The 18,823-nt window shown below is 38.5% G+C and carries 16 protein-coding genes and 1 other annotated feature; of the genes, 2 read left to right on the top strand and 14 right to left on the bottom strand.

What is annotated here, in order from left to right; genetic code table 11:
• Window positions 1-24: 24 nt before the first annotated feature.
• A complete protein-coding gene (locus ACK1U5_RS20230; protein WP_069605177.1) occupies window positions 25-1,410 on the top strand; it encodes a hypothetical protein in 1,386 nt (461 codons plus the stop codon).
• A gap of 167 nt (window positions 1,411-1,577) precedes the next feature.
• A complete protein-coding gene (locus tag ACK1U5_RS20225; RefSeq protein WP_048567498.1) occupies window positions 1,578-1,832 on the top strand; it encodes a YbeF family protein in 255 nt (84 codons plus the stop codon).
• 109 nt (window positions 1,833-1,941) lie between these two features.
• Here the strand turns inward: ACK1U5_RS20225 and pyrE are convergent, their stop codons facing one another.
• The 14 genes from pyrE to ileS2 form a co-directional block, all read right to left on the bottom strand.
• Window positions 1,942-2,574 (bottom strand): orotate phosphoribosyltransferase, encoded by a 633-nt coding sequence (gene pyrE, locus ACK1U5_RS20220; protein ID WP_000711449.1) that lies wholly within the window; start codon window positions 2,572-2,574, stop codon window positions 1,942-1,944.
• Window positions 2,571-3,287, bottom strand: a complete 717-nt coding sequence (gene pyrF / locus ACK1U5_RS20215) for an orotidine-5'-phosphate decarboxylase (RefSeq protein WP_069605178.1) — start codon at window positions 3,285-3,287, stop codon at window positions 2,571-2,573. Before pyrF ends, pyrE begins: the two co-directional genes overlap by 4 nt.
• A complete protein-coding gene (gene pyrD, locus ACK1U5_RS20210; RefSeq protein WP_001081049.1) occupies window positions 3,272-4,201 on the bottom strand; it encodes a dihydroorotate oxidase B catalytic subunit in 930 nt (309 codons plus the stop codon). Before pyrD ends, pyrF begins: the two co-directional genes overlap by 16 nt.
• Window positions 4,198-4,977, bottom strand: coding sequence for a dihydroorotate oxidase B electron transfer subunit (gene pyrK / locus ACK1U5_RS20205; protein ID WP_000983359.1), 780 nt, complete (start codon window positions 4,975-4,977; stop codon window positions 4,198-4,200). Before pyrK ends, pyrD begins: the two co-directional genes overlap by 4 nt.
• Window positions 4,974-8,192 carry a carbamoyl-phosphate synthase large subunit gene (gene carB / locus ACK1U5_RS20200; protein WP_001126100.1) on the bottom strand — a complete coding sequence of 1,073 codons (3,219 nt, stop codon included), beginning with the start codon at window positions 8,190-8,192 and terminating at the stop codon, window positions 4,974-4,976. The genes pyrK and carB overlap by 4 nt, the downstream gene beginning before the upstream one ends.
• Window positions 8,177-9,274 carry a carbamoyl phosphate synthase small subunit gene (locus ACK1U5_RS20195; RefSeq protein ID WP_000828680.1) on the bottom strand — a complete coding sequence of 366 codons (1,098 nt, stop codon included), beginning with the start codon at window positions 9,272-9,274 and terminating at the stop codon, window positions 8,177-8,179. Before ACK1U5_RS20195 ends, carB begins: the two co-directional genes overlap by 16 nt.
• Entirely contained in the window at window positions 9,271-10,557 is a 1,287-nt protein-coding gene (pyrC, locus tag ACK1U5_RS20190) for a dihydroorotase (RefSeq protein ID WP_001108366.1), read from the bottom strand. The genes ACK1U5_RS20195 and pyrC overlap by 4 nt, the downstream gene beginning before the upstream one ends.
• The gene (gene pyrB, locus ACK1U5_RS20185; protein ID WP_000018849.1) at window positions 10,541-11,455 is read right to left on the bottom strand and encodes an aspartate carbamoyltransferase; all 915 of its coding nucleotides are present in this window, start codon (window positions 11,453-11,455) and stop codon (window positions 10,541-10,543) included. The genes pyrC and pyrB overlap by 17 nt, the downstream gene beginning before the upstream one ends.
• A 148-nt stretch (window positions 11,456-11,603) precedes the next feature.
• The gene (gene uraA / locus ACK1U5_RS20180; RefSeq protein WP_000435928.1) at window positions 11,604-12,887 is read right to left on the bottom strand and encodes a uracil permease; all 1,284 of its coding nucleotides are present in this window, start codon (window positions 12,885-12,887) and stop codon (window positions 11,604-11,606) included.
• A gap of 146 nt (window positions 12,888-13,033) precedes the next feature.
• Entirely contained in the window at window positions 13,034-13,576 is a 543-nt protein-coding gene (pyrR, locus tag ACK1U5_RS20175) for a bifunctional pyrimidine operon transcriptional regulator/uracil phosphoribosyltransferase (protein ID WP_001156491.1), read from the bottom strand.
• A gap of 203 nt (window positions 13,577-13,779) precedes the next feature.
• Window positions 13,780-14,688, bottom strand: coding sequence for an RluA family pseudouridine synthase (locus ACK1U5_RS20170; protein ID WP_069605179.1), 909 nt, complete (start codon window positions 14,686-14,688; stop codon window positions 13,780-13,782).
• A gap of 4 nt (window positions 14,689-14,692) precedes the next feature.
• The gene (gene lspA / locus ACK1U5_RS20165; protein WP_000642184.1) at window positions 14,693-15,151 is read right to left on the bottom strand and encodes a lipoprotein signal peptidase LspA; all 459 of its coding nucleotides are present in this window, start codon (window positions 15,149-15,151) and stop codon (window positions 14,693-14,695) included.
• Between the two features lie 124 nt (window positions 15,152-15,275).
• Entirely contained in the window at window positions 15,276-15,605 is a 330-nt protein-coding gene (locus ACK1U5_RS20160) for a molecular chaperone DnaK (protein WP_001002956.1), read from the bottom strand.
• 155 nt (window positions 15,606-15,760) lie between these two features.
• Complete coding sequence (gene ileS2 / locus ACK1U5_RS20155) at window positions 15,761-18,526, bottom strand: isoleucine--tRNA ligase (protein ID WP_000455952.1); 2,766 nt, start codon at window positions 18,524-18,526, stop codon at window positions 15,761-15,763.
• Between the two features lie 71 nt (window positions 18,527-18,597).
• Window positions 18,598-18,821: a binding site (T-box leader), on the bottom strand.
• Window positions 18,822-18,823 lie beyond the last annotated feature (2 nt).

Below are 18,823 nucleotides of genomic sequence, written 5' to 3'. Positions count from 1 at the left end.
GAATGCCTAAAGGATGTGAATGTTATGGGAGTTGAATTAACGCTATTACACGCTCTCTACATTATTTGTTTACTCACTATTATTACCTTTTTTATTCTCCGAAAAGATACGACTATCATTTGTATCGTTTTTATCTTTTTATTAGCATTAACTGCAACAAGTTCTATCCCTCTTGCCATTAGCGGAATTTTTCAAAGTTTCATTTACGCCATTACTGAGCTATTACCAACTATATTAATCATCTCCATTATCGTATCAATGAGCAATTTACTCGTTCATACTGGCATAAATGATACGATGATTTCACCATTTACAAAAATGATTCGTACACCTACACTCGCCTACTGGATTATCGGCCTTTTAATGATGACCATTTCTTTCTTCTTTTGGCCTTCTCCAGCTGTCGCCTTAATGGGAGCTATTTTATTACCGGTTGCTGTACGTGTCGGCCTTCCTCCAATTGGGGTTGCAATTGCTATGAACTTATTTGGACACGGCATCGCCTTATCTGGAGACTTCGTTATTCAAGGTGCACCGAAATTAACTGCAGACGCGGCTGGTCTCCCTGTTTCCAGCGTCGTATCTGCAAGTGTTCCACTCGTTATCGTTATGGGCATTGTGACAACTTCTGTCGCTTTTTTCTTCTTACGAAAAGAGTTTCATACAGGCTTATCTATACAAGAAGCTATTCCATCAACTGAGTTTTCTAAAACGCTCACTTCATTATCTCCTCGCATAAAAAAATGGCTCGCTATTTGTATCCCTATCATATATATCATTGATATCCTTTGCATGATTCAATTTAAATTACAAGGAAGCGACGCAACTGCACTTATCGGCGGAACGACTGTTATTATGATTATCATCATTTCCCTCATCGCCTACAAAGGAAATGGACTGAATAAAACGACCGATTATTTCATAGAAGGGCTCCAATTTGGCTTTAAAATTTTCGGAACAGTTATTCCTATCGCTGCACTCTTTTATTTAGGAGATAGTGGATTTGTAAAAATTATCGGTGACTATTTACCGAAAGGTTCACACGGAATCATTAACGACTTAGGCATCGCTTTATCTCAAACTGTTCCTTTAAATCAATATGTATCGGCAGGGACATTAACCATCGTTGGTGTCATTACCGGCTTAGATGGATCAGGTTTTTCAGGTATATCACTTGCTGGTTCCATTGCCAATCTTTTTGGAACAGCACTTGGCCATGGAACAGCTACATTAACAGCACTCGGGCAAATTGCAGCTATATGGACCGGGGGCGGGACGTTAATTCCTTGGGCGCTTATTCCTGCTGCTGCAATTTGCAAGGTAGATCCATTTGAACTTGCACGCCGAAACTTTTTACCTGTTATTATCGGTTTAATTGTCACCACGATCGTTGCGATGTTTATCCTATAACGTAAGCAAGTGTTCTCTTGCTTACGTTTTTTGCTTGTAAAATTCATCATGAATTATCAGTTTTCAAGAGGGATTCGTTATTACTTAGCGAAATTATATTAGGAGAGTAATTATTTCAAAACGTTTACGAGAAACAGATTACTGCAATTAGAAAAGGGGACATACCTATGAATGAATTGATTTTCGTCTTATTAATTTGTCCATTACTTATCTTTATCGTTTCTGTTATTGGAACGCGCAAGACGAAAACGTATTACGTAATGCCGATTGTAACGTTTGCTAGTTTTTTAATAATAGGTGTTATCGCCTTTACTCCAAAATTTTTCTTTTGGGTTGGCATGTACAGCATTTTCTCATTTATTGTTTCTTATGTGACTCTATTGTTTGTAAAAGGATATAAGCTTGCAGAAAGCGCTAAGTAGTTAAGGAGATTGTAATATGATTTTCTTTGATATTGATGGAACTTTACTTGAAATTATAACAATGATATAAAAAAACGACCGCATTCCCCCGCGGTCGTCTTTTTTCGTGTTACGCTGTGATCCAAGCTTCGTTAGCTGGATTTTTACGCCACTCTTGTAATTTCTTCGTTTCAGCTTGTCCAATCATACCTTTTTCTGCTGCAACTTCAGTTAATGCACTGTAATCACTTAAAGAATATGATGCTACGTTCGCTGCTTCTAACTTTTCTTTTCCTGCTTCTAGCTCGTATGTGAAGATTGATACGATCCCTAATACTTCACAGCCAGCTTCGCGAAGTGCTTCTACACATGTAATTGCACTACCGCCAGTTGAAATTAGGTCCTCTACTACTACTACTTTTTGACCTTTTTCAGCTTTTCCTTCGATTTGGTTCCCTTTACCGTGACCTTTTGCTTTACTACGTACGTAGCACATTGGTAAATCCATACGATCGCTTACCCATGCAGCGTGCGCAATACCAGCAGTTGCTGTTCCTGCAATAACTTCTACAGTTGGGAAGTGCTCTTTAATTAACTCTTCTAATCCAGCTGCAATCGCTTGACGTACTTTTGGATAAGATAAAGTTAAACGGTTATCACAATAAATTGGTGATTTCATACCTGAAGACCAAGTGAATGGATCATTCGGTTGTAAAAATACTGCTCCAATTTCTAATAAATGCGATGCGATTTCTTTTTTCATACTGTTACACCTTCCCACTGTTGTTTTACTGTTTTATACGCTTCAAGCGGATTTTCTGCTTTTGTAATACTACGTCCAACTACGATGTAGCTTGAGCCAAGTTCCCTCGCACGTTTCGGTGTTGCTACGCGCACCTGGTCATTTACATCATCGCTTGCAAGACGAATCCCCGGTGTTACTGTTACAAATTTATTTCCGCATACTTCACGTAATTTTGGAACTTCAAGTGTTGAACAAACAACGCCATCAAGTCCACTTTCTTTCGTTAGTTTTGCATAATGAGCAACCGCTTCTTCTAACGTTTTCTCAATGCCAATCTCTTTTTTCATCATAGCTTCCGAAGTGCTTGTTAGTTGTGTAACTGCAATACAAATCGGTCTCTCTTTTCCTTCTTGCTTACCTTCCTCTAATCCCTCAATCGCAGCTTTCATCATACTGCTTCCCCCAGCAGCATGAACATTTACCATATCAACATCTAGACTAGCTAGGCTACGCATAGCGCTTTTTACTGTATTCGGAATATCATGAAGTTTTAAATCTAGAAAAATCTTATGTCCTTTTTCTTTTAAGTACGTAATAATCGCAGGGCCTTCTTTGTAAAATAACTCCATACCAACTTTGACAAATAACTTTTCCCCTTCAAAGTGGCGCAAGAATTGTTCTACATCTTGTTTCCCTGGAAAATCTAATGCAACGATTAACGACTGTGACATGTTTGCTTCCAGCTCCTTCCTTGACATTCCGAAATGTGATCAAATCCTAATTCATCTAGTAATGCTGGTAACTCTTCAATAATTGTCGGACATACGAACGGATCAATAAAGTTCGCTGTACCTACTGCAACTGCGCTTGCGCCAGCATAGAAGAATTCAATTACATCTTCCGCTGTCTCAATACCACCCATTCCGATAATCGGAATGTTTACCGCTTGGCTTACTTCATGTACCATACGAATTGCTACTGGCTTAATCGCAGGACCTGATAATCCACCTGTACGGTTTGCTAAAATTGGTTTAGCTGTTTTTAAATCTAGACGCATACCAAGCAATGTATTAATCATCGTTAAACCATCTGCCCCTGCATTTTCAATCGCTTTTGCAATTTCCACAATGTTTGCCACATTCGGTGACAACTTCACGTATACAGGTACTTCAGAAACCTCTTTTACTCGCTTCGTTAAATCAGCAGCAATTTCAGGATTTGTACCAAAGGCGATACCACCTGTTTTTACGTTCGGACAAGAAATATTTAATTCTAGTGCATGGACATTAGGCGCTTTAGAAATTTCCTTCGCAACCGCTACGTAATCCTCAGCTTGTGAGCCTGCAACGTTCGCAATAATTGGAAGGTCAAATTGTTCTAACCATGGTAATTCAGAATTCATTACTTTGTCTAATCCCGGGTTTTGAAGTCCGATTGCATTTAACATACCGCCCGGTGTTTCAGCAACACGAGGCGTTGGATTTCCATAACGTGGTTGTTCTGTCGTCGCTTTAATCATGATTGATCCTAGTACACTTAAATCGTAAAACTGTGCATATTCACGACCAAACCCAAAGCATCCAGATGCCGGTATAATTGGATTTTTTAATGATAATCCTGGTAATTCAACTTGCAATCTGTTCATAGTACAACCTCCCCGATTGGAAATACTGGTCCGTCGCTACACACCTTCTTGTAAGAATGTCCACTTGGATCTTCTTGTAAGTGGCATACACATGCGAAACAAGCTCCAATACCACAGCCCATACGTTCTTCTAAAGAAATATAAGCTTTTTTCTCTTTGTAACGTCCTTCTAATGCACGAAGCATCGCTAACGGACCACATGAATAAAGAATATCAAAGTCAATTCCGTAATTATCAATTACATCTGTGACAAATCCTTTTGTACCGTGTGTACCGTCTACTGTCGCAACGTACGTATCACCAAGTTCTGCAAATTTTTCTTCATAGAAAACTACATCTTTCGTTTGAAAACCTAAGATGTGAATTACGCGTACCCCTTTTGCAACGAGGCGCTGTGATAATTCATAAAGTGGTGGTACACCAATTCCCCCGCCTACTAGTAAAGCTGTTTGACCAGCTTCTGCTTCTTCTACAGGAAAACCATGTCCTAGCGGTCCTAGTACGTCTACCATTTCACCTTGTTTTCTAGTTGCTAATGTTTTTGTCCCTTGTCCTTCTGCACGATATAGCATTGTAAATTCGTTCTTCTCTTGATCTACATTACAAATACTAATTGGGCGGCGCAGAAGGGGCGCAATGCCCTCTGCTACCTTAATGTGTACAAACTGCCCTGGTTCGTTCATTTGCTGTACTAACGTTCCTTGAAGCACTAATTCGTAAATATTTTTTGCGATTTCTTTTTGATTAACGACGATCATATTTTGCTTTTGCATCATGCATGTACCACCTCGTGACGCTTTGTTTGCGTAATTTCTTTCATTGAATGAGCTGAGAATGTCATAGATTCTAATACTCGTAAGATTGCTCTCGTTGTATCAAGTGATGTTAAGCAAGCCACACCATTTTCTACTGATTCACGGCGAATGCGGAAACCATCACGCGCTGGTTGTTTACCTTTTGTTAATGTATTAATTACAAACTGTGCTTTTCCTTGACGGATAATATCTAGTAAGTTGTAGTCTTCAGAATCAATTTTGTTTACAACTTGTACTGGGATATTTTGCTCTGCTAACGATTGTGCTGTTCCAGCTGTTGCTAATAAGTTATAGCCGATTTCGTGGAAACGTTTTGCAATTTCCATTGCCTCTTCTTTATCTTTATCCGCTACAGTAATGATTACTGAGCCGTGCGTTGGGATGTTAATTCCAGAAGCAACTAATCCTTTATATAATGCTTTTTCAAGCGTTAAGTCTTTACCCATTACTTCCCCTGTTGATTTCATTTCAGGTCCTAATGTTGTATCAACTGAGCGTAGTTTCGCGAATGAGAATACCGGAGCTTTTACATATACTTCTTTCTCTTCTGGGTGATAGCCAGTTCCGTATCCTTGCTCTACTAGGTCTTGCCCTAAAATAACTTTCGTTGCAACATTCGCCATCGGTACGCCTGTAATTTTACTTAAGAACGGTACTGTACGGCTTGCACGTGGATTTACTTCAATTACGTACACTTGATCTTTGAATACTACAAACTGGATATTTAGTAATCCAACAATGTTTAATCCTTTTCCAAGTGCAATTGTATGTTCAATGATTTGTTCTTTTAGTTTTTCAGATAAACTTTGTGGTGGATATACTCCAATTGAGTCACCAGAGTGAACTCCAGCGCGTTCAATATGTTCCATAATACCTGGAATGAATACATTCTCACCATCCGAAATTGCATCTACTTCAATTTCTTTACCAACCATGTAACGGTCGATTAATACTGGGTGATCTGCATGAACTTTAACTGCATTTTTCATGTAGTGCAGCAGTTCTTCTTGACGATATACGATTTCCATTGCACGTCCACCTAGTACGTAAGATGGTCTTACTAATACTGGGTAACCAATTTCTTCTGCGATTGCTACCGCTTGTTCTACAGTCGTTGCTGTTTTACCAACTGGTTGCGGGATGCCAAGTTTTGTTAAAGCAGCTTCGAATTTATCACGATCTTCTGCACGGTCTAAGTCTTCAAGTGATGTTCCTAAAATTTTCACACCGTGTTCTTCTAGTTTCGCTGCTAAGTTAATTGCCGTTTGTCCACCGAACTGAACGATAACACCTTCTGGTTTTTCTAAATCGATAATGTGCATTACATCTTCAATCGTTAATGGTTCAAAGTATAATTTGTCAGAAATACTGAAGTCTGTTGAAACTGTTTCTGGGTTGTTGTTAATGATAATTGCTTCATATCCAGCTTCTTTAATTGCCCATACTGAGTGAACTGTTGCGTAATCAAACTCAACACCTTGACCAATGCGGATCGGACCAGATCCTAGAACTACTACACTCTTACGATCTGTTACAATCGATTCATTTTCGTCCGCATATGTGCTGTAGTAATATGGCGTTGCAGATTCAAACTCTGCCGCACAAGTATCTACCATTTTGAATACTGGCATCATATTATTTTCTTTACGCATATCGTAAATTTCGCGCTCCGTTTTGTTCCAAGCTGCTGCAATGTAGTGATCGCTGAAGCCCATTTCTTTTGCAGTTTGTAGTACTTCCATATTTCCTACGTTCGCTTTTACTTCACGTTCCATATTTACGATGTTTTCAACTTTTTGTAAGAAGAAGAAGTCCATTTCACACCATTCATTGATTTCTTCTTTCGTTACACCTTGGCGAATTGCTTCTGCTACAATAAACAGTCGTTCATCATCCGCTTTAATGATACGTTTTTTCATCGTTTCTTTATCAAGTTCTTTTAAGTGGTCTAATTCTAAGTGATAAATGCCAAGCTCTAAAGAACGAACTGCTTTTAGTAATGATTCTTCTAAGTTACGTCCGATTGACATAACTTCACCAGTTGCTTTCATTTGTGTTCCAAGCGTTCTGTTCGCTGATTCAAACTTATCAAACGGCCAACGTGGAATTTTTGAAACAACATAGTCTAACGCTGGCTCGAAACAAGCGTAAGTTTTTTGTGTTACTGGGTTTACAATTTCATCTAACGTTAAGCCGACTGCAATTTTTGCTGCTAATTTCGCAATTGGATATCCAGTTGCTTTAGATGCTAGTGCAGATGAACGACTTACACGTGGATTTACTTCGATTACATAGTATTGGAAGCTATATGGATCAAGCGCAAGCTGAACGTTACATCCGCCTTCAATTCCTAGTGCACGAATAATTCGTAATGAAGTGTTACGTAACATTTGATATTCACGGTCGCTTAGCGTTTGGCTCGGTGCTACTACAATCGAATCACCTGTGTGAACACCAACTGGATCGATGTTTTCCATGTTACATACTACAATCGCGTTATCATTTGAATCACGCATTACTTCATATTCAATTTCCTTACAGCCAGCAATACTTTTCTCTAATAAACATTGTGTTACTGGACTATGTTTTAAACCACTTGTTACGATTTCAATTAGCTCTTCTTCGTTATGGCAAATTCCGCCGCCCGTTCCTCCTAATGTGAACGCTGGTCGAACGATTACTGGGTAACCAATTTCATTTACAAATCCATATGCTTCATCAAGGTTATGAATAATTTCACTTGGTGGTGTTGGTTCATTTAAATCTTGCATTAATGTACGGAATAAATCACGATCTTCCGCTTGCTCGATTGCTGATAATTTTGTTCCTAAAATTTCAACTCCGCACTCGTCAAGTACGCCTGATTTTGCAAGTTCAACAGCCATGTTTAAACCTGTTTGACCACCTAATGTTGGTAGGATTGCATCAGGACGTTCTTTACGAATAATACGGCTTACGAATTCTAATGTTAATGGCTCGATGTATACTTTATCTGCTGTTGCAGTATCCGTCATAATTGTTGCTGGGTTAGAGTTAACAAGGATTACTTTGTAACCTTCCTCTTTAAGAGATTGACAGGCTTGTGTACCAGAGTAGTCAAACTCCGCTGCTTGCCCAATTACAATTGGTCCTGATCCGATTACTAAAATTGTGTTAATGTCTAGGCGTTTTGGCATAACTCTTCCCCTTCTTTCTTGAAGTTTTCAATCATTGTTAAGAAATCTTCGAATAAATCATTTGCATCTTCTGGTCCCGCTGAAGCTTCTGGATGGTATTGTACTGTAAATGCTGGGAACTTCTTATGACGAAGACCTTCTACCGTTCCATCGTTTAAAGCAACATGTGTAATTTCAAGATCTGTATTTTCAACTGATTCTTCTTCTACTGCGTATCCGTGGTTTTGAGATGTAATTGCTACTTTTCCAGTTGCAAGATTTTTTACTGGATGGTTTAAACCACGGTGACCAAATTTCAACTTACTTGTATTTGCACCTGATGCTAGAGCGAACAATTGATGTCCTAGGCAAATTCCGAATAAAGGAACTTTACCGATAATGTCTTTTAACATTTCAATTGCTTCTGGTACATCTTTCGGATCTCCAGGTCCATTACTTAACATAATTCCATCTGGGCTAAGGCGTAAAATTTCTTCTGCTGTTGTGTTGTAAGGAACTACAATTACATCACAGTCACGCTTATTTAATTCTCGTAAAATACCATGTTTCATACCGAAGTCTACTAGTACAACTCGGTGACCACGACCTGGGCTTGGGTATGGATCTTTCGTTGATACGCGTTTTACATGATCTGTAAATACTGTCGCTTTTAATTGACTTACAATGTACTCTACATCTGCATCCATATTACAAAGGCGTCCGCGTAATGTACCGTATTGACGAATTTTTCTCGTTAATTTTCTCGTATCAATCCCTGCTAATCCTGGGATATTTCTTTCTTTCAAGTAATCATTTAACGAAATTTCATTACGGAAGTTTGATGGATGATCACAAATTTCGTTTACGATTAAACCATTTACAGATGGGTGAATGGATTCAAAATCGTCACGGTTAATGCCGTAGTTTCCGATTAATGGGTACGTGAATGTTACGATTTGACCGCAATATGATGGATCAGATAATGTTTCTTGATATCCAGTCATTCCTGTTGTAAATACAACCTCACCTGACTTTTCGATTTCGCCTCCGAAACCTGTTCCAATTAATACTGTTCCATCTTCTAAGATAAGTTGTCTTTTCATACTAATGCACTCTCCTTTTGCCATGCGATCTTACCACCAACGATTGTCATTACCGGCCATCCTTGGCATTTCCAACCTGCGAATGGTGTATTTTTTCCTTTTGATAAGAATGTTGTTGGGTCAATCTCTTCTTCTTGTTCTAAATCAATGATTGTAATATCAGCTGTTCTACCTTCTTTCAGGCGACCTGCTTCTAAGCCGAATGTATCAGCTGGCTTTTCTGTTAAGAATTGAATTAATTGTTCTAATGTAATAATTCCTTTTTTCACAAGGTTTGTGTATAGAAGCGGGAATGCTGTTTCAAAACCAGTAATTCCAAACGGTGCTCTTTCAATTCCTTGTGCTTTCTCTTCCGCTGTATGCGGTGCATGGTCAGTTGCAATCATATCGATCGTTCCATCTAATAAACCTTCAATTAATGCTGCATGGTCTTCTTTTCCACGAAGCGGTGGGTTCATTTTAAAGTTAGGATCAGCTGATGGGATATCATCTTCACATAACACTAGGTGATGCGGTGTTACTTCTGCTGTTACTTTAATTCCAGCGCGTTTCGCATCACGGATTACACGTACCGAACCTTTCGTACTTACATGACATACGTGATAGTGGCAATCTGCTGCTTCAGCAAGCAGTATATCCCTTGCAATATGTACAGATTCACATACTGATGGGATACCGTTTAATCCGTGTTTCTCAGAAAACTTCCCTTCATGTACACAACCTTTATTAATAAGCGTATTCTCTTCACAGTGCGCAACTACTGCCATATCTAATTTTGCTGCACGTTTCATAGCCGCTAACATCATGCTCGCATCTTGTACGCCTACGCCGTCATCTGTGAAAGCAAATGCTCCAAGTTCTTTTAATGTTTCGAAATCTGTCATTTCAGAACCAGCTTGACGTACTGTAATTGCTCCGTATGGTAGTACGTTAACATGAGCTTTTTCTTCAATACGTTTTTGCAAGTCTTCCATATGTTCTCTGCAATCTGGTACCGGACGTGTATTTGGCATTGCGCAAATTGTAGTGAATCCACCTTTTGCCGCTGCTAGTGTACCTGTTTCAATTGTTTCTTTATGTTCACCACCTGGTTCACGAAGATGTACGTGTACATCTACTAATCCAGGTGCGATTAACTTTCCGTTCACATCGATTACTTCAGCATTATCTGCCGTAATATTTTCTGCTACCTTAGCGATTTTACCGTCTTGTACGAGAAGATCCGTTGCTACGATTTTTCCTTCTTCATTCATATAACGACCATTTTTAAACAAATAATTCATGTTTCATTCCTCCTAATACATTTGGTAAGGCGCGTTTTAGTACAGCCATTCTTACGTAAACTCCATTTTCCATTTGTTTAAATATGCGTGAACGCTCACACTCAACAAGTTCACTTGCAATTTCAACATCACGGTTTACAGGAGCTGGATGCATAATAATGCTTCCTTCTTTCATACGCTTTTCTCTTTCTACTGTTAATCCGTGTTTCTCATGATATTCTTTCATAATGTCTGTTTCATAATGATCATGACGCTCATGTTGTACACGGAGTAACATCATTACATCAACTTCTGGAACAAGTTCATCTAATGGTTTGTATGTTCCAAATGTGTTGTCTTCATCTTTCCACTCTTCTGGACTTGCAAAGTAAATTGTTGCACCAAGCTTCGTTAATGCTTCTGCATTAGAACGTGCTACTCGGCTATGACGAACATCTCCTACTATTGCGATCTTCAAACCTTCAAATCTTCCAAACTCTTGTTTAATTGTAAGAAGATCGAGTAGGCACTGCGTTGGGTGGTTTCCGCATCCATCTCCAGCGTTTAAGATTGGAATATTCACCTGATCTTTTAGTTCATCGAAGTAGCGATCTTGCTCGTGGCGGATGACCACTGCTTTTGTTCCGATTGATTCTAGTGTTCTTATCGTATCGTATAAAGTTTCTCCTTTTTGTACGCTAGATGCATCAGCTGAAAAGTTTAAAACATCAAGTCCTAATCTCTTCTCAGCAACTTCAAAGCTAAATCTCGTTCTCGTACTATTCTCAAAAAACAAGTTCGCAACAAAAGTTTGCTCTGTCGTTTTGCTCTCTTTTCCATTCGCAAAATCTTCTGCATCTTTTAGGATTTCTGAAATTTCTACTTCCGATAATTCACTCATCGTTAACAAATGGCTCATCGTCATCCCTCATCTTTCTGATTTTTATGTTACCACTTTTGAATTTTTATAACAACCTTTGCATAAAAATACCCTAGTCATGTGAGACTAGGGTGCAAGAAAGAAGCCACCCTTTCCGGTCTCACAGGACTGAATTAAAAGGTTATTATTATGAAGCAATCTGCTTAGATTGTTTTATTTGTTTCGTTTCCGGTAGTAGTAGATTTAACAGTACACCTACAATTGCTGCTAGTGCCATTCCTTCTACTTGGAATGATTCTCCTACGTGAAGTACCGCTCCACCAATACCGATTACTAATATTACTGATGCAATCATTAAGTTTCGTTTGTCACTTAAATCTGTTTTATCATCTACCATCATGCGTAATCCGCTTGATGCGATTACACCGAATAGTAAGATTGATACACCACCCATAACTGGTGTTGGGATCGAATGAATCAGTGCAGAAATCTTACCGATAAACCCGAACATGATTGCGAATACTGCTGAACCGATGAATAAGTATACACTGTATGCTCTCGTAATTGCTAGCACGCCGATGTTTTCACCATACGTTGTATTCGGTGGCCCACCGATTAGTGACGCAATTAATGTTGCTACTCCGTCACCGAAGATTGAACGGTGTAAACCTGGTTTTTCAATTAAATCTCTTTTAATAACATTTCCAAGAACAATTTGATGTCCGATATGTTCTGATATTGTTACTAGTGCAACTGGTACCATCAAGAGTACAATCTTCCATGAAAACTCTGGTGTATATGTTACAAATGGTACTGTGAAATCTGGTACAACAAACCATTTTGCCTCAGCTACCGGCTTTAAGTCTACTAGCCCTTGGAAGTAAGCGAAGATATATCCGCCGATAATGCCAAGTAACACTGGTATGATACTGAAAAATCCTCTTCCAAATATCGAGCATATAATTGTAATTGCTAATGTTACTAACGCTACTGAAAAGTGTGTAAAGCTATATTTGCCATCCGCACCGTTCATCGCCATATTAACTGCTGTATGTGCTAAAGCTAGACCGATTACCATTACTACTGGACCAACTACGATTGGTGGTAGTAATTTCATAATCCACTCTGATCCTGATTTCTTAATTCCTAGTGAGATTAAGATGTACACAAGTCCTGCTAGCAAACCACCAAGCATTGCTGCTCCCGGTCCACCTGCCGTTTTCGCTGTTATAATCGGTGCGATAAAGGCGAATGATGATCCTAGATAGGCAGGTACTTGACCTTTCGTTATAAGAAGGAACGCTAACGTTCCTAATCCACTTGATATTAATGCTACTGATGGATTCAATCCTGTTAAAAACGGAACAAGCACTGTTGATCCAAACATCGCGAACAAATGTTGTATACTTAAAAATAACCATTTTCCCGGTTTCGGTACTTCATTAACGTCTAACACTGGCTTTTGTTCCATTGTTACATCCTCCTTCAGTTTAAATCTTTGCAATAAAAAAACTCTTTGTGCCTGTGCACAAAGAGTCCTACACTTTCGTATGCCAAATTTGACATATGAAAGCCAAGACCCTTTGGCAGCCTCACAGGACTACATTTAAAAGGGCTTTACTTATCGTATATGCTTACTCGATCTTGTTGATCTGTCTCTTGCAAATCAACTTCGATACGCTCTTCACTTGATGTTGGAATGTTCTTCCCTACATAATCAGCGCGAATTGGTAATTCGCGATGACCTCTATCAACAAGAACCGCCAATTGGATTTGAGATGGTCTACCTAAATCCATAAGAGCATCCATTGCTGCTCGAACTGTTCTTCCTGTATATAATACGTCATCCACAAGGATAACTTTCTTCTTCGTAATATCTACAGGGATATCAGAACCTTTTACAAGTGGTTCTTTATTTTTCGATTGTAGTGTTAAATCATCACGATATAACGTAATGTCTAACTCTCCAACTTCCATTTCTTTTCCTTCAATTTGACCAATTCGTTCTGCCAAACGTTGTGCAATAAAAATTCCACGAGTTTTAATTCCGACAAGAACACAATTATCGACACCTTTATTTCGTTCCACGATTTCATGACTAATTCGTGTTAAAGCGCGGCGAATCATTTGGTCATCTAAAACGACAGCTTTCTCTTGCATGCTCTACACCTCCAAGCTTTTTTCTTGCGTGAGAGTAATGGTATAAAAAAAGTCCTCTCAGCGTGTGCGAGAGGACTTTTGAAAAAAGGGTACAACATACCCTAAGTATTTCAAACCGTTACCTTCTCAACCTCACGGGGCTGTGTTAAAGGATCATTATTTAACTGTTGTCAGTATCTCAGTTTTCTTATGATTTGTCAATACTATTTTCGTAAAATATTTAATACGTCTTCAAACACTTCTGGAATCGGTGCCTCAAACTGAATATATTCACCAGTACGAGGATGATCAAAGCCTAAAATACCCGCATGAAGTGCTTGTCCATTCATATCTAACGTTTTCTTCGGACCATACTTCGGATCTCCTGCAAGTGGATAGCCAATATATTTCATATGAACACGAATTTGGTGCGTACGTCCCGTTTCTAAGCGACATTCTACAAGCGTAAAGTCTTTAAAGCGTTCTAACACTTGGAAGTGCGTAACAGCGTTCTTACCATTTTCCTCAACTGTCATACTTTGACGCTCTTTCTTATCACGAGCAATCGGAGCATCAATCGTTCCCTTATCATGCGGAATCACACCGTGTACAATCGCTTTGTAACGTCTCGTTACTGTTTTTGCTACAAGCTGATTTACAAGCGATTCATGTGCCATATCATTTTTAGCAACCATTAATAGTCCAGATGTATCTTTATCGATACGATGCACGATACCTGGACGCATTACACCGTTAATGCCTGATAAGTCTGTACAATGGTGCATAAGGCCGTTTACAAGTGTACCACTTGTATGCCCTGGTGCTGGATGTACAACCATACCACGTGGCTTATTTACAACAAGCACATCTGCATCTTCATAATAAATTTCTAAATTTAAATCCTCTGGTTGAATATCTAACTCTTCTGGTTCAGGAATTGTTACTGTAATTTCATCTTCTTCTTTTACTTTATAATTCCCTTTTACCGCTTTTCCGTTTACTGTCACAACGTCATCTTTAATCCATTGCTGCACTTGCGTACGTGACCATTCGTTATTTATCCCTGCAACGAATTTATCAATTCGCTCGTTTTTTTGCTCTGCTGCAACTGTTACTTGTACTACTTCACTCATTCAATTACTCCTTCGCTTTCTTGCCTTCTAATAATGTTTGAATAATAATTAATACAACACCAATACATAATGCTGAATCAGCTATATTGAATACTGGATAGTTGTACGAGAAAATATACACGTGAATGAAATCCACTACTTCTTGTCTAAATACACGATCAATAAAGTTACCAATTGCCCCGCCCAAAATTAGGCTTAACGAAATACCTAGAAGCTTGTCTGTTTTCGCATACTTTTTCATATAAAATACAATAAACACTACAAAAACAACTGTAATAATGTAGAAGAACCACATTTTATTTTCTAAAATACCCCAAGCAGCGCCTCTATTTCGATGTGATGTTATGTATAATACATTGTCGATAATCGGAATACTCGTACCCAATTCCATGTTCTTTACAATTAACCACTTCGATATTTGATCGATAGCAATGACGAATAACGCTATTACATAATATATCATTTTCATTTCCCCCACAAAGACAGTGTACCTCAAAATTTTAGCATAGCTGCTACCTTTTCACAATGAACCTTTATAGAAGAATAAAATAAATTAAAAAAAGGTAATATAATATCGTTGTGCGTATTCATACATTTACCTTTTCGTAGAAGAATTCATGAATCGTACGGGCAGTCGGCATTGTCTTCATTTGCTTTGTCGAAATTAATCTCCCCGTCTCTTCACAAATACCATACATGTCTATTTCCATTTTAAATAATGCGCGTTCTACATCCTTTAAATCCTCTTTTATATCATGTAATAGCAATTTTTTCTTTATCTCTTCCTTAATTTCATATCCAAGCTCTTGGCTGAACTCGACATCATATTTGTGCATTACTTCTTTAGCTAGTCTCTCTTGCAACTCTTTTCTCATCAATTGCAATTCTTCTTTTATTTCCATGTAAATTTCATTCACGTGTACATTCCTCCTAGCTGTAATGTACAGTTAGTGTGTCCGAAATTTATTTGCTTACCTCACACACATTTTTCCTTCACAGGAAAGAGTCTGAAAGTGATCTTGATATACCATCAACAAAAAAACTGACCGCATCAATAGCAGTCAGTTTTTTATTATTTTACATAGTTTTCTTTAACAACTGTTGCACAACGCTCACATAATGTTTCATGTTCAGCATCTTTACCAATTGTTTCTGAAACTACCCAACAACGTTCACATGTTTCACCAGTTGCTTGAACAACAACAACCGCTGTATGTTCATACTTCGGTGCATCTGCTGGCGCTTCATCCATCATACCACCAAGTTTATACTCAGAAACGATGAATAATTGCTTTAAGTCTTCGCTAATAGACTCTAACATAGCTTTCATTTCTGCAGTTGGATATAGCGTAATGCTTGCATTTAATGACTTACCGATTACTTTTTCATTACGAGCTACTTCTAGTGCTTTTAACACGTCATCACGTAATGTCATAAATGCATCCCATTTTGTTTTTAACGCTTCCGCGTCATCTAATTGTACAGCTTCTGGCATATCAGTTAATTGTACACTTTCTTCTGTTACGCCTGGAATATATGGCCATACTTCATCAGCTGTGTGCGGTAAGATTGGTGTTACAAGTTTCGTTAACGCAACAAGAACATCATATAATACAGTTTGAATTGCACGACGATCTTCGTGGTTTGCACCTTCAATGTATAAGATGTCTTTTGCAAAGTCTAAGTAGAATGAACTTAAATCAATTGTACAGAAGTTATGAATTGCATGATACACAGCAGCGAAATCGTATGTCTCATATGCTTCTTTAACTTTTGTAATTAAGTCATTTAATTTTACTAACATGTAACGATCTACTTCACGAAGTTCAGCTACAGCTACTGCATTTTCACTTGGCTTAAAGTCGTCTAAGTTTCCTAATAAGAAACGGAATGTGTTACGGATTTTACGATACACTTCTGCTACTTGTTTTAAAATATCATCTGAAATACGTACGTCAGATTGATAGTCAACAGAAGATACCCATAAGCGTAAAATGTCTCCGCCTAATTGATCCATGATTTTCTTCGGTACGACGATGTTTCCAATCGACTTACTCATTTTACGTCCTTCACCATCTAGTACGAAACCGTGGCTTAGTACGCCTTTATATGGAGCTTTACCTGTTACAGCAACTGCTGTTGATAATGAAGAGTTAAACCAACCACGATACTGGTCAGATCCTTCTAAATATAAATCAGCTGGACGCTGTAAATCTTCGCGCTCTTCTAATACCGCTTGGTGAGAAGAACCTGAATCGAACCATACATCCATGATGTCTGTTTCTTTACGGAATTCACCATTTGGGCTACCTGGATGTGTAAATCCTTCTGGTAATAGATCTTTTGCTTCACGCTCGAACCATACGTTAGAACCGTGTTCACGGAATAAATCTGCTACATGGTTAATTGTTTCATCCGTAATAATTGGATCACCATTCTCAGCATAGAATACCGGAATTGGCACACCCCATGCACGCTGACGAGAAATACACCAGTCACCACGGTCACGAACCATATTATGAAGACGAGTTTCTCCCCATGCTGGTACCCATTTTGTTTCTGCTACAGCTTCTATTAACTCTTTACGGAATGCTTCAATAGATGCAAACCACTGTGCTGTCGCACGGAAAATAATTGGTTTTTTCGTTCTCCAATCATGTGGGTATGAATGTGTAATGAATGTTAGTTTCAGTAACGCGCCTACTTCTTCTAATTTTTCTGTAATTGGTTTGTTAGCTTTATCATAGAATAAGCCTTCAAATCCAGGTGCCTCATTTGTTAATACACCTTTATCATCGACTGGGCAAAGTACTTCTAATCCATACTTTTTACCAACAACGAAGTCATCTTCCCCGTGTCCTGGTGCTGTATGAACACAACCTGTACCTGCATCTGTTGTTACGTGATCTCCTAGCATAACTAATGAATCACGATCGTAGAATGGATGTTTTGCAACTGTATACTCAAGTTCGCTACCTTTTACTGTTTTCACAACTTCAGCATTTTCCCACTCTAACGTTTTTGCAACTGTCTCAAACAGCTCAGAAGCAATGATATATTTCTCATCATTTACTTTTACAATGCTATATTCAAGCTCTGGATGAACAGAAATACCTAAGTTTGCAGGTAATGTCCAAGGTGTTGTTGTCCAAATGATGTACTTTTCATCACCTTCTAATACGTTCTTTCCATCTTTTACAGGGAATGCTACGTAAATAGATGCTGATTTTTTATCTTGATATTCAATTTCAGCTTCCGCTAAAGCAGATTCACTCGTTGGAGACCAGTAAACTGGTTTTTGACCTTTATAGATATAACCTTTTTTCGCCATGTCACCAAACACTTTAATTTGTTGTGCTTCATAAGCTGGCTCTAAAGTAATATATGGATTATCCCAATCTGCACGTACACCTAGACGCTTAAATTGTTCACGTTGACGTTCTACTTGTTCATATGCATACTCTGCACATAACTTACGGAACTCAGCAACTGTCATTTCTTTACGTTTTACACCTTTATTTGTTAAAGCTTGTTCAATTGGTAAACCGTGCGTATCCCATCCCGGAACATATGGCGCACTAAAACCAGTCATTGATTTATAACGAACAATAAAGTCTTTTAATACTTTATTTAATGCATGTCCCATATGAATGTCACCATTCGCATATGGAGGTCCATCATGCAATACAAATAAAGGACGACCTTTTGTATGTTCTTGTACTTTTTCGTAAATATTCATTTCAGCCCATTTTTCTTGCATTGCAGGCTCACGTTTTGGTAAATTCCCACGCATTGGGAACTCTGTTTTTGGCATCAGTAATGTATTTTTGTACTCCATGCTCAATTCCTCCTTACATGTATAAAAGAAATACTTAAAAAACGGAATAAAAAAGAGACCTTCTCATCCCCAAAAGGGACGAGAAAGTCTCCCGCGGTACCACCCTAGTAGATTATATACATATGTATAGAATCCTCTTTATATTCTTAACGCGAATACACGCCTACGCTTACTCTATTTGTTCAGCGCGGAACTCCAGGGTGATATTCCCACTATCTCCTTATCCTGAGCTTACACCATCCTCAGTTCGCTATATAAGGTTTGAAAAGGTACTTATCCCTATCTTCGTTTTTCTTA

The organism is Bacillus sp. XB1 (assembly GCF_053557995.1).
This window is presented reverse-complemented; position numbering and strand designations above follow the sequence as displayed.

Bases quoted from the DNA above. Each gene is read 5' to 3' on its own strand.
- ACK1U5_RS20230 (WP_069605177.1), top strand. From the start codon at position 25: ATGGGAGTTGAATTAACGCTATTACACGCTCTCTACATTATTTGTTTA.
- ACK1U5_RS20225 (WP_048567498.1), top strand. From the start codon at position 1,578: ATGAATGAATTGATTTTCGTCTTATTAATTTGTCCATTACTTATCTTT.
- pyrE (WP_000711449.1), bottom strand. From the start codon at position 2,574: ATGAAAAAAGAAATCGCATCGCATTTATTAGAAATTGGAGCAGTATTT.
- pyrF (WP_069605178.1), bottom strand. From the start codon at position 3,287: ATGTCACAGTCGTTAATCGTTGCATTAGATTTTCCAGGGAAACAAGAT.
- pyrD (WP_001081049.1), bottom strand. From the start codon at position 4,201: ATGAACAGATTGCAAGTTGAATTACCAGGATTATCATTAAAAAATCCA.
- pyrK (WP_000983359.1), bottom strand. From the start codon at position 4,977: ATGATGCAAAAGCAAAATATGATCGTCGTTAATCAAAAAGAAATCGCA.
- carB (WP_001126100.1), bottom strand. From the start codon at position 8,192: ATGCCAAAACGCCTAGACATTAACACAATTTTAGTAATCGGATCAGGA.
- ACK1U5_RS20195 (WP_000828680.1), bottom strand. From the start codon at position 9,274: ATGAAAAGACAACTTATCTTAGAAGATGGAACAGTATTAATTGGAACA.
- pyrC (WP_001108366.1), bottom strand. From the start codon at position 10,557: ATGAATTATTTGTTTAAAAATGGTCGTTATATGAATGAAGAAGGAAAA.
- pyrB (WP_000018849.1), bottom strand. From the start codon at position 11,455: ATGAGCCATTTGTTAACGATGAGTGAATTATCGGAAGTAGAAATTTCA.
- uraA (WP_000435928.1), bottom strand. From the start codon at position 12,887: ATGGAACAAAAGCCAGTGTTAGACGTTAATGAAGTACCGAAACCGGGA.
- pyrR (WP_001156491.1), bottom strand. From the start codon at position 13,576: ATGCAAGAGAAAGCTGTCGTTTTAGATGACCAAATGATTCGCCGCGCT.
- ACK1U5_RS20170 (WP_069605179.1), bottom strand. From the start codon at position 14,688: ATGAGTGAAGTAGTACAAGTAACAGTTGCAGCAGAGCAAAAAAACGAG.
- lspA (WP_000642184.1), bottom strand. From the start codon at position 15,151: ATGATATATTATGTAATAGCGTTATTCGTCATTGCTATCGATCAAATA.
- ileS2 (WP_000455952.1), bottom strand. From the start codon at position 18,526: ATGGAGTACAAAAATACATTACTGATGCCAAAAACAGAGTTCCCAATG.